Source organism: Curtobacterium sp. MCPF17_001 (genome assembly GCF_003234615.1).
GTDB lineage: Bacteria > Actinomycetota > Actinomycetes > Actinomycetales > Microbacteriaceae > Curtobacterium.
In genome coordinates, this window is the sequence record NZ_QKSL01000002.1 from 357492 (window position 1) to 372164 (window position 14673).

The following is a 14673-nucleotide window of genomic DNA, read 5'->3' on the forward strand; positions in this document are numbered from 1 at the left end:
CGGGACCGGGCGTCAGTGGGTCGACTGCACCGCGCGGAGCCGGGCGAGGACCTCGTCCCGGAGCTGCTCCGGCGCGGATTCGCGGCAGGCGCGCTTTACGGTCTCCATGAGCACCACGCCGACGCGGTGTTCGGTGAGGCAGTCCTCGCAGCCGTCCATGTGCTCGCGGATGTCCGCAGCGTCCTCGTGTCGGAGTTCGTCGTGGAGGAACTCCTCGAGTTCCGCCTTCGCCTTCGAGCAGTCACACCCGCTCATCGTGCGTCCTTCCGGGTCGTGCGGGTGCCGGCCGTCGTGGCCGCCCGCGTGCCTGCACCTCGGCCTCGTCCGCGCATCGTCGCCGTCGACGCTGCGTCCGGGACGACACCGGTCTCACGTGCGTGGTCGGCCAGCAGTCCGCGGAGCAGCCGGCGGCCACGGTGGAGGCGGCTCATGACCGTCCCCACGGGGGTCTTCATGATGTCGGCGATCTCCTGGTAGGAGAACCCTTCGACATCGGCGAAGTAGACGGCCATCCGGAAGTCCTCCGGGATGGCCTGCAGCGCGTCCTTCACGGCGGAGGACGGCAGGTGGTCGATGGCGTCGGCCTCGGCGGATCGCGCCGAGATCGACTGGGTCACGCTCTCCGCGCCGCCCAGCTGCCAGTCCTCGAGCTCGTCGATCGTGCCCTGGTACGGGTTCCGCTGGTTCTTGCGGTACGTGTTGATGAACGTGTTCGTCAGGATCCGGTAGAGCCACGCCTTGAGGTTCGTGCCCTGGCGGAACTGTCGGAAGGCGGCGAACGCCTTCACGAAGGTCTCCTGCACGAGGTCGGAGGCGTCGGCCGGGTTGCGCGTCATCCGCATCGCCGCACCGTAGAGCTGGTCCATGAACGGCAGCGCCTGGTCCTCGAACAGACGACGCAGCTCGTGCTCGGACACGGTCTTCGCGTCGACGGGCTCGGGCGCCGCGTCGGGCCCTGCGTCGGAGTCGAGTCCGGCCAGGTCTTCGTCCTCGACGGCGTCGAGCTGCGCCTCGGTCTCGTCGACCAGGTCGTCCGGTGCGTGCTGCGGTTCGTCGGTCGTCATCGCCCGCCAGTCTAGGCGGACGGTGGTGTCCGGGCCCTGTGGCTCGGCGAGCGTCGTGACGACCCGAGGCAGCAGTGCTGTGTCGGCCGTTCGTGACGGTGCGAGTGCGATCACCGTGCTCCTCCCGATGGGTTCAGTAGTGTGGTGAACCGATGGCAGCCACGACGCATTCCCACCCCTGGACCGCCCCGGTCGCGCGCGGCCCGCTGGCCGGCGACGTCGCGCTGCCGGGCTCGAAGTCGCTGACGAACCGGGAGCTCGTCCTCGCCGCCCTGGCCGACGGCCCGTCGACGATCCACCTGCCGCTGCACTCGCGGGACTCGTCGCTGATGACGACCGCGCTCCGGCAGCTCGGCGTCGGGATCGACGAGGTCCGACCCGCGGCCGGCGACCCGGTGAACCCGTACGGTCCTGACCTGCGGGTCACGCCCGGACCGATGCACGGCGACGTCCGGGTGGACTGCGGTCTCGCGGGGACCGTGATGCGCTTCCTGCCGCCGCTCGCCGCCCTGGCCGAGGGACCGGTCACGATCGACGGCGACCCCTACGCCCGGAAGCGCCCGATGGCCGCGGTGGTCCAGGCCCTGGTCGACCTCGGGGTGCAGGTCACCGACGACGGCGGCGGCGCGATGCCCTTCACCTTCGTCGGCACCGGCGCGGTCCGGGGCGGCGCGCTCGACATCGACGCGTCGGCGTCGTCCCAGTTCGTCTCCGGGCTGCTGCTCTCCGCACCGCGTTTCACCGAGGGGCTGCATCTCCGGCACACCGGCGAGCGACTGCCGAGCCTGCCGCACATCGCCATGACGGTCGCGGTCCTCCGCGCCCGCGGCGTGCAGGTCGACGAGCCGTCGGTCGGGGAGTGGGTCGTGCACCCCGGGCCGATCGCGGCGCGGGACGTCACGATCGAACCGGACCTCTCGAACGCGGCCCCCTTCGCCGTCGCCGCCCTCGTCGCCGGCGGCACGGTCCGGATCCGGACCTGGCCGACCGAGACGACGCAGGTCGGTGCCGACCTCGAGACGCTCCTGCCGCTGTGGGGCGCGACCGTGACGCGGGACGGCGACGACCTGGTGTTCGACGGCGGCGTCGGGATCCGGGGTGGGGCCTCCGTCCCGGGCGTCGATCTGGACCTGACCCGCGGCGGCGAACTGGCCCCCGCGCTGGTCGCGCTCGCGGCCCTGGCCGACGGACCGAGCGAGGTCTCGGGCATCGGTCACCTGCGGGGCCACGAGACGGACCGGCTGGCCGCGCTCGCGGCGGACGTCAACGGTCTCGGAGGCGCGGTGACGGAACGACCGGAGGGCCTGCGGATCGATCCGGCGCAGCTCCACGGCGGCGACTGGGCCGCGTACGAGGACCACCGCATGGCCACCGCCGGAGCCGTCGTCGGCCTGGTGACGGCGGGCGTGGCCGTTGACGACATCGGCTCGACCGCGAAGACGCTGCCGCAGTTCCCCGAGCTGTGGGCCGACCTGCTGGCGACGAGCACCGCGCGGACGAGCGAAGGGGACCCGGCATGAGCTGGTGGGACGAGACCGACGGCGGCACCGACGAGGACGAGCCGTACGGCCAGTACGACGAGTCCAGCGTCCGTGTCCGCCCGAACCCGAAGGGCAACCGGCCGCGCACCAAGACCCGACCCTCGTACGACGACGCCCCGACCGGCTGGGTGACGAACGTCGACCGCGGTCGGTTCGGCGTCCTGGTGACGAGCGAGGAGGGCGAGCACGTCGTCACCGCGACGAAGGCACGCGAGCTGGGTCGGAAGTCCGTCGTGACCGGTGACCACGTCTCGCTCGCGGGCGACGTCTCGGGCGACGAGGGCTCCCTGGCCCGCATCGTCCGGGTGGCCGAGCGCACCTCGCTGCTCCGACGCAGCGCCGACGACTCGGACGAGGTCGAGCGCGTCATCGTCGCGAACGCGGACCAGATGCTCATCGTCGTCGCCGCGGCCGACCCAGAGCCCCGGACCCGGCTCATCGACCGGTACCTGGTGGCGGCGTTCGACGCGGGGCTCGACCCGATCCTCTGCATCACGAAGACCGACCTCGCCGACCCGACGTCGTTCCTGGCGCACTTCGCCTGCCTCGACCTGCGCATCGTGACGAGCCGCGCGGACGACGTGCCGTTCGAGGCGTTGCACGAGCTGCTCGACGGCAAGGTCACCGTCACCGTCGGGCACTCCGGCGTCGGCAAGTCGACGCTCGTGAACGCCCTGACCGGGTCGACGCGGGCGATCGGCGTCGTGAACTCCGTCACCGGTCGTGGGCGGCACACGTCGTCGTCCTCGATCGCACTGCGGGTGCGGGACGGCGGCTGGATCATCGACACCCCGGGCGTCCGGTCGTTCGGCCTGGGCCACGTGCAGCCGGAGAACGTGTTCCGCGCGTTCGCCTCGCACGCGGTCACCGTGCAGGACTCCCCCGACGGCATCCCGCTCGACCAGGCGCACGACTGGGAGATCGTCGACCGGGTACAGAACGGCGAACTCGGGACGACCGGCGTCGAGCGCCTCGACTCGTTCCGGGCCCTGCTGACGGGCATGGGCGCCGAGGACCCCGGCACGGCGTAGGTCCCGCGCCGGCCCCCTCGACTTCGCGCCGAGGTGGGCGTAGTCTCGCTCCTCGTGTCCGAAGTTGCAAAGTACAACTACGCGTCCCCGAACGCGTCGTCCTCCCCCACCGCTCCGACCGTGCACGGCCATGCGGCCCCCCGCCCACCGCACCGCTCCCCCGGTGTGCTGCGCCCGCAGGGCCTCGGGCAGGTGCTGCGCTCGTTCGGCTCGCACATCCTCGTCCCGCTCTTCCTCGCGGTCGGGATGACCCTGGCCTACCTGGGTGCCTTCCACGCCCCCACCCCGCACGACCTCCCGGTCGGGATCGTCGGCACGACCCCGACCACGCAGGTCTTCGCGCAGACGGTGACCGACCGGTCCGACGGCGCCCTCGTCGCGCACGTCGTCGACGACAGCCGGGCCGCCGAGCAGCAGGTCCGGGACCGAGAGCTCGCGGCGGTCTACGCCCCGAGCGACGCCGACGCGACGCTCTACGTCTCGACCGCCGCCAGCGAGACCACGGCCTCGGCTGCGGAGGAGGTGTTCGTGCCGATCGCGTTCGAGCAACACCTGCCGTTCCACGTCGTCGACGTCGTCCCGACCGGTGCCGAGGACACCACCGGTCAGGGCCTGTTCTTCCTGCTGGTCGGCCTGAGCGTCGGCGGGTACTCGTCCGCGATCGCCGTCGCCGCCTTCGCCACGCGCCTGCGCCCGGTGTGGACCGCCGTCGTCGGACTCGTCACCGCGGGAGTCGTCGCAGGCATCGGCATCGTCGTCGCCGGCCCGGTGTACGGCGTGCTGACCACCCACCAGTGGCAGGTGTTCCTGTTCGCCTGGCTGTACGACGCGGTCGTCATCGCGCTCGGAGTCGGCCTGCACCCGCTCATCGGCCGGTGGACCACGCCGGTGCTGACGATGCTGTTCGTGATGCTCAACTTCACGTCCTCGGGCGGGATCTTCCAGCCGGCGTTCCAGCCCGGGTTCTTCGCGGGCCTCAACACCTTCTGGAGCGGCGCGGCCTGGCTGCAGGCCGCACAGGACCTGCAGTACTTCCCCGGCACGTCGCTCGGTCGGAGCGGCCTGGTCCTGGGACTCTGGTTCGTCGCCGCCGTGCTGCTCTGCGTCCTCGTCCACGGGCTCGTCGCCCGTCGGACGCGGATCGCCCGCGAGCGTGCGGTCACCCGGCTGGAGGAGGAAGAGGTCGTCGCGGCCTGACCGCCGCTACGCTCGGGGTCGTGGACCTCAGCGCCGACCTGGACTTCGCCCGTTCCCTCGCCGACACCGCCGACGCGATCAGCCTGGGCCGCTTCCGCGCCGCGGACCTGCACGTCACCGAGAAGGCCGACCACACCGCGGTCACGGACGCCGACCAGGCCGTCGAGCGGGCGCTGCGCGATCGACTCGCCGCGGAGCGACCGGACGACGCGTTCCTCGGCGAGGAGACCACGGCCGACACCGGTGCCGAGGCCGTCAGTGCGGGTCATCGCCAATGGGTGGTCGACCCGATCGACGGCACCGCGAACTACCTCCGGGGTGTGCCGGTGTGGGCGACCCTGATCGCACTGGCGGTGGACGGACGTCCGGTCCTCGGCGTGGTGAGCGCCCCGGCGCTCGGCAGGCGCTGGTGGGCAGCCGAGGGTCTCGGCGCGCACTCGCTCGAGGGGCCGCTGCAGGTGTCGGGTGTCCGAACACTCGAGGACGCCAGCCTCAGCTACAACTCCCTGCAGCAGTGGGACGACGACGACCGGCTCGACTCCCTCGTCGCGCTGTCCCGGAAGGTCTGGCGCACCCGGGCCTACGGCGACATGTGGTCGTACATGATGGTCGCCGAGGGGGTCCTCGACGTTGCGGGCGAGCCGGACCTCAAGCCGTGGGACATGGCGGCCCTCGTGCCCATCGTGGAGGAGGCCGGCGGGCGCTTCACCTCGCTCGACGGCGACCCGGGGCCGTGGCACGGCAGCGCCCTGGCCTCGAACGGCCTGGTCCACGACGCGGTCGTCGAGGTCGTCCGCCGCGACTGACGGACGGGAGGCGCGGCCCGCTCAGTCCTGTCGGCGCGGCTCCGCGACGTGCCCCGCCGACCCCGTCCCGTCGTCCGCCCGCTCGTCGGAGGCGGGGCGGGCCTCCCGGTCGTCCACGCCGTCCCGCCGCGCCGCACGACGGCGGACCAGCAGGTCGGCGACCGCCAGCACGAGGGCCAGCGCGATGAGCGACACCGTGAAGGTCGTGCCACTGCGGAAGGCGTCGTGGTACGCCTCCAGCCGGCCGCCGGACCCCGACCCGGCAGACTCGCTCCGGACGATCCCGTAGAAGATGCTCGTCGCCACCGCGGTGCCGATCGCCGTCCCGACGCGCTGCCCGAGCTGCTGCATCGAGCCGGCGACGCCGGACTGCTCGACCGGGACCTCGGCGAGCGTCAGGGTCTGGTTCGGCGAGACGACGAACCCGCCTCCGAGGCCGCCGACCAGGAACGCCCCGGCCATCGCCCACGGTGTGACCTCCGGCGGGGTGAGGACCGCGGCGAGCATGAGCAGCACGAAGCCGACGACGACGGCCACGAGCCCGGCGACGACCAGAGCCCGACCGATGCGGTTCACGAGCCGGCCGCCGACGTAGGAGCCGACGGCGCTCGTGATCGCGAACGGGATGCTCACCATGCCGGCGAACACCGGGGCGAGCCCGAGACCCTCCTGCAGGTACAGCGTCACCATGAGGAACGACGCGGGCAGGGCCGCGAAGTAGACGGCGACGATCGCCAGGCCGTTCCGGTAGGACGAACGGCGGAACAGCTCGAAGTGGACGACCGGTGACTTCCCCCGGCGCTTGTACCCCTGTTCCCACAGCACGAAGCCGACCAGGAAGACCGCGAACACCACCAGCCAGAGCCACCGGGCGGCCGATCCTCCGCCGCCGGACGTGGTCACGAACGGCAGCATCAACGCGATGATCGCGACTCCGAGCAGCAGGATCCCGACGATGTCGAGCTCCCGGTCCGCGGCCTTCCCCTGCGACCCGCGCGGGAGCAGCCGCCAGGCGAAGACCAGCGCGACGAGGCCGAGCGGGACGTTCATCCAGAACAGCAGGCGCCATCCGTCCTGCTCCCCGCCGAGCGCGATCAGCCCGCCGCCGATCGTCGGGCCGAGCGCCGTGGACACCCCGATGACCGCGCCGAACAGGCCGAAGGCCCGGCCGCGTTCCTCGCCGCGGAACAGCTGCTGCACCAGGCCGATCACCTGCGGCATCTGCGTCCCTGCGGCGAAACCCTGCAGGATCCGGGTGACCGTGAGCACCTCGATCGTCGGCGCGAGCGCACAGAGCAGGCTCGAGACGGTGAAGGCGACGAGCCCGATGACGAACAGTCGGCGTCGGTTGGTCAGGTCACCCAGACGTCCCGCCGGCACCAGGGCGAGCCCGAACGCGAGCGCGTACCCGGCGACGATGAGCTGCAGTGCGGAGCTCGTCGCGTGCAGGGACTCCTCGATGGAGGGCAGACCCACGTTGACCTTCGACAGGTCCAGGATCGTCAGCGCCGCCACCGCGACGCACACCCCGAACGCCCGCCACCGTTGCCGGTCCGATGCCCGATCGCTCGTCTGTTCGCCCGTCCGCTCACTCATCGCCCCGTTCGTACCCGGGACGTGCTCCGGGCAGACCCACGGTTCTGTACCCCGACCCCTACCACGGCGTCCGGACGGGGGTCCGCGGGTCCCCCCGGACTGGGGGCACGCGGAGCGAGACCTTTCCCTGACGGACGACTCAGCACGACCGAAGAGGGGTTACCGTTCTCACGACGGAAGTCCAGGTGGATGCAACGGGATCCCTAGTCCCAGCGTGCACCGGACCGCCGTCATTCGTCCGAAGACCCTAACCCGAGGGGTGATCAAGACGATGACATCATCGTTCCCGAGCGGAACCGAGCCCACCCAGGCTCGTCATCCGCGATCTGTCCACACGTCGACCCTGCCAGCGAACCGGGCCACCCACCCGTCGTCCGCCGGCACCACCCACCGCGGAGCCACCCACTCCGCTGCGGGCTCCCACGTCGTCGGCTTCCCCGCCGGCGCGTCTCGCTCCCCCGTGCCTGTCACTGGCCCTGGCGCCGGAGGCCGGTGAGTCCTGATGGAACTCACCGGTCGACGCACTGAGGTCGACCGGATCACGACCCTCGCCGTACTCCCTCGGGAGTCCGCGCTGGTCGTCGTCGGCGATCCCGGCTCCGGACGCACAAGCGTCCTCGACGCGGCCAGCAGCCGCGTCTCCCTCCCCGTCGTCCGCATCGGCGTGAACGGCAGCGAATCCCGCTGGCCGCTCGGTGGTGTGACGACGCTCTTCAGCGCACTCGACGACCCCCGGGCCGCCGCACACGTCACCCGGATCCTCGGGACCATGCGCGACGCCGACCCCGCGCAGGTCATCGTCGTGGCCCACGAACTCCTCGACACCCTGCGCACGCTCCAGATGGCGCCGACCCTGGTCCTCATCGACGACCTCGACCGGATGGACGAGGCGAGCCAGACGCTCATCGCGTTCCTCGCCGGTCGACTCGTCGGCACGTCCCTGCGTGTCGTCGCCACGGTGACCAGCGTGCCGTCCGACAGCCCGCTCGCGGCCCTGCCGGCGCTGCGCCTGGAGGCCCTGCACCCGGACGAGGCACTGCTGCTCGCCCGTGAGATGGCCGCCGACGACGCGAACGACGGCGTGCTGGCGGTCATCGCGGAGCAGACCGCCGGCAACCCCGGCGTGCTCCGCGAGCAGCTCGGCATGCTGCGCCGTGAGCAGCTGCTCGGCACGGAACCCCTCGTGCTGCCGCTGCGCCCGACGCCGACCACGGACCGGGTCGCAGCGCCCGTGTTCGCGGCGGTCGCAGGACGCGATCTGGACGTCCTGGCCCGCCTCGCCCTGGTGCCCGTCACGAAGGCCGCCGGTCCGGAGTGGGACCGCGACGTCGTCGAGGACCTCGCGTCCGTCGGCCTCGTCACGGTCCGCGGTCAGTCGATCTCGGTCCGCTCCCCGCTCGTGCGTTCCTTCCTGCACTGGCGGATGACGGCCCGCGACCGTCGGGCGGCCCACGCCGAGCTCGCCGTGTCCGCCGCGACCCACGACCCGCGTTCCGCGTCGTGGCACCGGAGCTTCACGGACGACGTCCCGGACGCCGTCGCCCTGCTGCACGCCGCCCTGGCGTACGCGGCGGACGGCGACCCCGCTGCAGCCGTGACACTGACCGAGCGCGCATTGCACGTCGGCACCCGTTCCGAGAGCGAGCACCTTGCGCTCCTCGCGGTCGCCGAGGTCCTGCTCGCACACCGGCTCCTCGGCTACGCGGCACGGTACCTCGCCGCGATCGCGCCGTTCCGGTCCCGCCTCGACGACGTACGCCGCCTGCGGCTGCACTACTCGGTGCAGTACCTCAACGGCGAGGCCGTCGAGGCCGACGAGCTCCTCGTCCCCGCCGACGCGACCGACGCCGACGAGGCGGAGGCCGTCACGGGCCTCCTGGCCATGGTCGCCAGCTTCCGGGCCGAGGCCTGGGAACTGGAGCACGCCCGTGACCTGCTGCACCGCGCGGAACCGTTCGAGTCGGCGCTGCCGGCCGGCACGGCGCAGATCCTGCAGGCCGCTCGGCAGATGGTCGCCGCGGTCGACGGGCACCTCCCGCCGGACCGGGAGCTGCACGACGGACTCGCGACGACCAGCCTGCTGGCCCTCTCCGACCCGGCACTGCTCCTCCTCGCCCACGCGCTCAGCCTGTCCGAGCGGTACCGCAGCGCCCGGCGTGTGTTCGCGCTGGTCATCGCCCGCTCCTCGCACACCGCACCGGTGTGGGTGGAGGCCGCCCGGTACCTGACCGCCGAGAACGAGGTGCGCTCGGGCAACTTCCGGCTCGCCCTCCGTGCGATCGACGCCTGGGAGACCGGGTCGAGCGTCGTCGAGCGACTGCGGGAGCCCTCGCGGGCGATCGCGATCGCCTGGCGGCACTTCCTCGAGGGACGCCCGCTGGTGAGCCTCGAGGTGCTCGACCGGTGCCTGGCGCTCCGGTCCACGAGCGGGCTCTGGGGCGCGACGGCGAAGCTGCACGCGTTCCGCGGTCGGGTCCTGCTGTTCGAGGGCCGCGCGGAAGAGGCCGCCGTGGCACTCGAGACCGCCGACGCGATCGGACGGACGGTCCGGAACCCGACGGTGCTCCGGCACCTCGGGGACCTGATCGAGTCCTACGTCCGGCTCGGACGGACCGACGACGCGCGGACCATGACGGCCCGGCTCGCCGCCGACCACCGGGCGCACCCGTCGCGCTGGGGTGCCCTCGTCCTGGCCCGGAGCCTGGCGCTCGTCAGCGACGACACCTCCCGGGACGCCGCACGCCACCGTGCGCTCGAGCTGTTCGAGCCCACGGATTCGCAGTTCGAACGGGCCAGGACCCTCGCGGCACTCGCCTCGACGGGCACCGGTCCGGACCGTGCACGACTCGGCGCCGCATCGGCTGCGGCGTACGAGGCAGCGGGGCTCCGTCGTCCGCTCGTCACCCCGCAGGGCGTCGCCGCGATGCCGCCGGCGGTCGGCTCGTCCGCGCTCCGGCAGTCGCAGTACGACTCGACGCCCTCGCCGACGACGCCGCGGAGCGCGCCGGACGGCACGCCGGTGCTGACCCTGCTCACCGCCGAGGAGCAGGCCGTGGTCCAGAAGGTCACGGAGGGCTACCGGAACCGCGAGATCGCCTCGTCCCTGTACATGTCGCAGCGGACGGTCGAGCTCCGGCTCACGCAGATCTACCGGAAGGTGGGGGCGCGCTCGCGCTCGCACCTGGTGGCGCTGCTGGGGTAGCCGCGACGGCGCACAGGACGGGAGGCCCGGTACCAGCTGGTACCGGGCCTCCCGTCCGTCATGGTGCCGACTCGAGGCCGGGTCGGTGGACGCGCGGTCAGACGGTCGCCGCGCGGCGCGTCGGGCTGTGCCAGACCCCGCTGGAGCCACCACGGAACGCCAGGACGAGCGCCCGGAGGCACAGGTACGAGTCGAGGACCCGGAGGAGCGGGAACGTCAACCCGTACAGGACGTACACGCCCCGACGTGACACCACCGCGACGACGATCGTGAGCAGGTAGTCGGGCAGCAGCACGCCGATCACGATCCCGGTGACCGGGTCGACGGCGAGCACGGCGTCCGGGAAGCCGGCACCCATCCCGAGGGCCACCAGGACCGCGGCGGTCCCGGCGAGCGCCACCGCGGGCAGCAGCAGGAGCATCATCAGGCTCGACGTCAGGAGCTCGAGGACGAACAGTCCGGTGGCGAGCCCGAAACGGCGGAGGCCGAACCGGTGGCGCCGGAGGGTCTGCCAGAAGCCGAGGTTCCAGCGACGGACCTGCTTGGCGTAGTCACGGAGAGTGTCGGGGTCCTGCGTGTAGGCGACGGCGGCGCCGGGGCGGAAGGCGACACGACCGAGGTCCTTCGCGTGCACCTCGAACGTCATGTTGAAGTCCTCGATGGCCAGCCCCTCGGCGGTGATGTCGATGTCGCGGAGGATCCGGGTGCGGTACATCGAGGCGAAGCCGGGGACGATGGCGACGACGTTCGCGGCGGGGGCGGCCTGGCCGAACTTCTGCAGGTACTGGACGGCGACGTAGACGCGTTCGCGGTAGGCGACGAGCAGGCGACCGAAGACGGTGGGGGCTCGGGGCTCCAGGATGGTGGTGGCACGTCCGGCGACGGCGACGACGTCGGGTGCGGAGAACTCGGGGAGCCCGGTGCTGAAGTAGTCGGTGGACAGGTGTGTGTCCGCGTCGAGCAGCATCATCACCTCGAAGCGTTCGGGGATGGCGAAGTGCTCGATGGCGGCGGCGATCGCGCCGGCCTTGCCGCGGTTCGGCTGCAGGTCGTACACCTGCGCGCCGGCGGCACGGGCGATCTCGACGGTGCGGTCCGAGGAGCCGTCGGAGACGACGAGGATCTGCTCGGGCGGCAGGTGTTCGGCGGCGGAGCGGATGGTCCGTTCGATGACGAGTTCCTCGTTGTGCGCGGCGACGAGGACGGCGACGTCCGCGGTCGTCGGCGGGCGGTAGCCGCGCGGGACGGGTGCCGGCATGCCGCGGCGGCGGGCGCGGCGACCGCGGCCGTCGGCGCCGATGCGGTGGAGGCGGGCGGTGACCACGCGGGTCGCGCCGACCGTGGTCCAGAGGATCGTGTTGACGCCGAGGACGAGCACGAGGGCGACGACGAACGTGAGCATGGGGCGACGCTAAGCCGCGCGGAGTGGGCCGCGCACCGCATTCCCGCAGCCGTGGCCGCATGCGGTTGCGGGAGTCCGCATGCGGTCCCGCAGTCGCCGCCACGGTGCTGCGGAGCACCGCAAGACCGGTCCGGGGGCGTTGCCGGAGGGGCACTCGACCCGTGATGGTGGCAACGCACCGACCGCCGGCCCCGTCATCGGGGCAGGACCGCGTACCCGAGATCGGTACCCGACCGGCCGCACCCGGACCGCCGTCGTCCGTCCCCGCCTGATCCGGGGACGGACGACGGCCCGGACGAGGCCCACCTGATCCCGCGGTCCACCCGACGGCGGTCGGTGCCTGCCGGGACGACCCTCCCGGTTGTGTCCCGACCCGAGGGGAACCCGCATGTCCATCGCACCATCGCCGTCCGACGCGCTGTCGGTCCGCACGTCGCCGGTCGCTCCGTCGACGTCGGCCGTCCCGACGTCCCCGGACGTCCCCGCTTCCCTGCACCGCAGCGTGCCGGGCACCGACGGCACCACCGCGGCTGGCGGTACCCGTGGTTTCGAGTTCGACGTGGCGATCGTGGGCCTCGGCTACGTCGGGCTGCCGACCGCCCTGGCGTACCACCACTCGGGCACCTCGGTGATCGGCCTGGACGTGTCGCAGCGTCGCCTGGAGACGATCCGGTCCCGCGGCGCCGACCTGCTCGAGGACGACCGGGTGCGTCTGGAGTCGGCGTTCCTGGCGGACGACTTCGTCCTCACCGACGACCCCTCGATGCTGGCACGTGCCGCGGCCGTGATCGTGTGCGTGCCGACGCCCGTCGACGAGTACCTGGTCCCGGACCTCGCGATCCTCCGCGGCGCCGCGGCGACGGTCGTCGAGCACGCCGTCCCCGGGCAGCTCCTCATGCTGACGAGCACCACCTACGTCGGGTGCACCGACGACCTGCTCGTGCAGCCCCTCACCGAGCGCGGGCTGCTGCCGGGCAAGGACGTGTTCGTCGCGTTCAGCCCGGAGCGCATCGACCCGGGCAACGCCTCGGTCGCGCACGAGGACGTCCCCCGCGTCCTCGGTGCCGCGACGCCGGAGTGTGCGGAGATCGCGGACGAGATGCTCGGCCGCTACGCCCGGGTGCACCGCGTTCCCTCGCTCGCCGCGGCGGAGATGACGAAGCTCCTCGAGAACACGTTCCGCGCCGTGAACATCGCGCTGGCGAACGAGTTCTCGGACATCTGCCGCACGATGGGCATCGACGTGGCGGACGTCGTGGACGCCGCGGCGACCAAGCCGTACGGGTTCATGGCGTTCATGCCGGGCCCGGGCGTCGGCGGCCACTGCATCCCCTGCGACCCGCACTACCTGCTCTGGCAGCTCAAGGCGGACCGGCAGGCAGCGCCGATGATCACCCAGGCGATGACCGAGATCGCAGCCCGTCCGGGTCGCGTCGTCGACCGCACCCGTGAGGTCCTCTCGGACGCCGGCCGTGGTCTCCGCGGCGCCCGGGTGCTCGTCGTCGGCATCGCGTACAAGCGCGACGTCGCCGACCTCCGCGAGTCGCCCGCGCTCGAGATCCTCGAGGGCCTGCTCGCCGCCGGTGCCGACGTCGGGTTCGCGGACCACCGCTTCGACTCCGTCCGCCTGCACGACGGCACCGTCCTCGACGACGTCGTCGACGAGGCCGCCTTCGGCGCGGACGTCGTGCTCCTGCACACCCGGCACAGTGACGCCGACCTGTCCTGGATCACCGGCGAGCAGCTCGTGATCGACACCACCTACCGGGCTGCGGACCTCACCGGCCGCATCCTCCTCTGAAAGGGAACGCCATGAAGTCCATCGTCACCGGAGGCGCCGGGTTCATCGGCAGCCACCTCGTCGAACGCCTGCTCGCCGACGGCGACGACGTCGTCGTCCTCGACGACTTCTCCACCGGTCGTGCCGACAACCTGGCCGCCGTGGCCGGACACGACCGGCTGCGCGTCGTCGAGGGCAGCATCCTCGACCGTGCGCTCGTCACCGAACTGGTCGCCGGGTCGGACCGGGTGTTCCACCTGGCCGCCGCGGTCGGTGTGAAGCTCATCGTGGACCACCCGCTGCAGGGGCTCCGCACGAACATCCACGGCAGCGAGAACGTCCTGGACGCCTGTGTGGCCGCCGGCGCCAAGCTGCTCCTCGTCTCGACGAGCGAGATCTACGGCAAGAACACCGCCGACGCGCTGCACGAGACCGCCGACCGCGTCCTCGGTTCGCCGCTCGTGGCCCGCTGGACGTACGCCGCGGCGAAGGGCATCGACGAGGCCTTCGCGCACGCCTACTTCAAGGAGTACGGCCTGCGCGTCGCCATCGCCCGTCCGTTCAACACCGTCGGCCCGCGCCAGACCGGCCGCTACGGCATGGTCGTCCCGAACCTGGTCGGCCAGGCCGTCCGCGGCGAACCGCTGACCGTCTACGGCGACGGCGTCCAGTCGCGCTGCTTCTCCTTCGTCGGCGACGTGGTCCCCGCGATGGTCGCGCTCATCGAGCACGAGGAGGCCTACGGCGAGGCGTTCAACCTCGGCGGCGAGCGCGAGATCAGCATCGCCGAACTCGCGGAGCTCGTCATCGACATCACCGGCTCGGACAGCCGGATCACCTACGTCCCCTACGACGAGGCGTACGGCGAGGGCTACGAGGACATGCGTCGTCGTGTCCCGGACAACACCCGCGCCAAGGCCGCCGTCGGGTTCGCCCCGGTGACCCCCCTGGAGGCCGTGGTCCGGTTGGTCGCCGAGGACCTCCGGACCCGGACGGCCGACTCCGCCGCCGCCGTGGCCAGCGCGCCGGCCGGTGCGACGGCGGTGGTCTGAAC

Annotated in this window: 11 protein-coding genes; 7 read left to right on the forward strand and 4 right to left on the reverse strand. The window is 72.4% G+C overall.

The window, feature by feature from the left end; genetic code table 11:
* Window positions 1-12 precede the first annotated feature (12 nt).
* Window positions 13-255 (reverse strand): zf-HC2 domain-containing protein, encoded by a 243-nt coding sequence (locus DEJ24_RS03725; RefSeq protein WP_111077311.1) that lies wholly within the window; start codon window positions 253-255, stop codon window positions 13-15.
* Window positions 252-1064: a sigma-70 family RNA polymerase sigma factor gene (locus tag DEJ24_RS03730; protein ID WP_111077374.1), complete on the reverse strand. Its 813-nt coding sequence runs from the start codon at window positions 1062-1064 to the stop codon at window positions 252-254. Before DEJ24_RS03730 ends, DEJ24_RS03725 begins: the two co-directional genes overlap by 4 nt.
* 152 nt (window positions 1065-1216) lie before the next feature.
* On the opposite strand from DEJ24_RS03730, the gene aroA reads away from it, so the two are divergent.
* From aroA to DEJ24_RS03750, 4 genes are read left to right on the forward strand one after another with little or no spacing between them, the layout of a single operon-like run.
* Entirely contained in the window at window positions 1217-2584 is a 1368-nt protein-coding gene (gene aroA / locus DEJ24_RS03735) for a 3-phosphoshikimate 1-carboxyvinyltransferase (protein WP_111077312.1), read from the forward strand.
* Window positions 2581-3636 (forward strand): ribosome small subunit-dependent GTPase A, encoded by a 1056-nt coding sequence (gene rsgA / locus DEJ24_RS03740; protein WP_111077313.1) that lies wholly within the window; start codon window positions 2581-2583, stop codon window positions 3634-3636. Before aroA ends, rsgA begins: the two co-directional genes overlap by 4 nt.
* 54 nt (window positions 3637-3690) lie before the next feature.
* Window positions 3691-4833: a hypothetical protein gene (locus DEJ24_RS16765; RefSeq protein ID WP_181436513.1), complete on the forward strand. Its 1143-nt coding sequence runs from the start codon at window positions 3691-3693 to the stop codon at window positions 4831-4833.
* Between the two features lie 20 nt (window positions 4834-4853).
* The gene (locus tag DEJ24_RS03750) at window positions 4854-5639 is read left to right on the forward strand and encodes an inositol monophosphatase family protein (RefSeq protein WP_111077314.1); all 786 of its coding nucleotides are present in this window, start codon (window positions 4854-4856) and stop codon (window positions 5637-5639) included.
* Between the two features lie 21 nt (window positions 5640-5660).
* Here the strand turns inward: DEJ24_RS03750 and DEJ24_RS03755 are convergent, their stop codons facing one another.
* On the reverse strand, window positions 5661-7235 hold the full coding sequence (locus tag DEJ24_RS03755) for an MFS transporter (protein WP_111077315.1): 1575 nt from the start codon (window positions 7233-7235) through the stop codon (window positions 5661-5663).
* 502 nt (window positions 7236-7737) lie between these two features.
* Here DEJ24_RS03755 and DEJ24_RS03760 point away from each other — a divergent pair.
* Complete coding sequence (locus tag DEJ24_RS03760) at window positions 7738-10437, forward strand: LuxR family transcriptional regulator (protein WP_111077316.1); 2700 nt, start codon at window positions 7738-7740, stop codon at window positions 10435-10437.
* A 97-nt stretch (window positions 10438-10534) separates the two neighbouring features.
* On the opposite strand, the gene DEJ24_RS03765 is transcribed toward DEJ24_RS03760, so the two are convergent.
* The gene (locus tag DEJ24_RS03765; protein WP_111077317.1) at window positions 10535-11839 is read right to left on the reverse strand and encodes a glycosyltransferase family 2 protein; all 1305 of its coding nucleotides are present in this window, start codon (window positions 11837-11839) and stop codon (window positions 10535-10537) included.
* A gap of 388 nt (window positions 11840-12227) precedes the next feature.
* Between DEJ24_RS03765 and DEJ24_RS03770 the strand changes: the two genes are divergently transcribed.
* Complete coding sequence (locus tag DEJ24_RS03770; RefSeq protein ID WP_111077318.1) at window positions 12228-13640, forward strand: nucleotide sugar dehydrogenase; 1413 nt, start codon at window positions 12228-12230, stop codon at window positions 13638-13640.
* A gap of 11 nt (window positions 13641-13651) precedes the next feature.
* Window positions 13652-14671 carry an NAD-dependent epimerase/dehydratase family protein gene (locus DEJ24_RS03775; protein WP_111077319.1) on the forward strand — a complete coding sequence of 340 codons (1020 nt, stop codon included), beginning with the start codon at window positions 13652-13654 and terminating at the stop codon, window positions 14669-14671.
* Window positions 14672-14673: the final 2 nt, after the last annotated feature.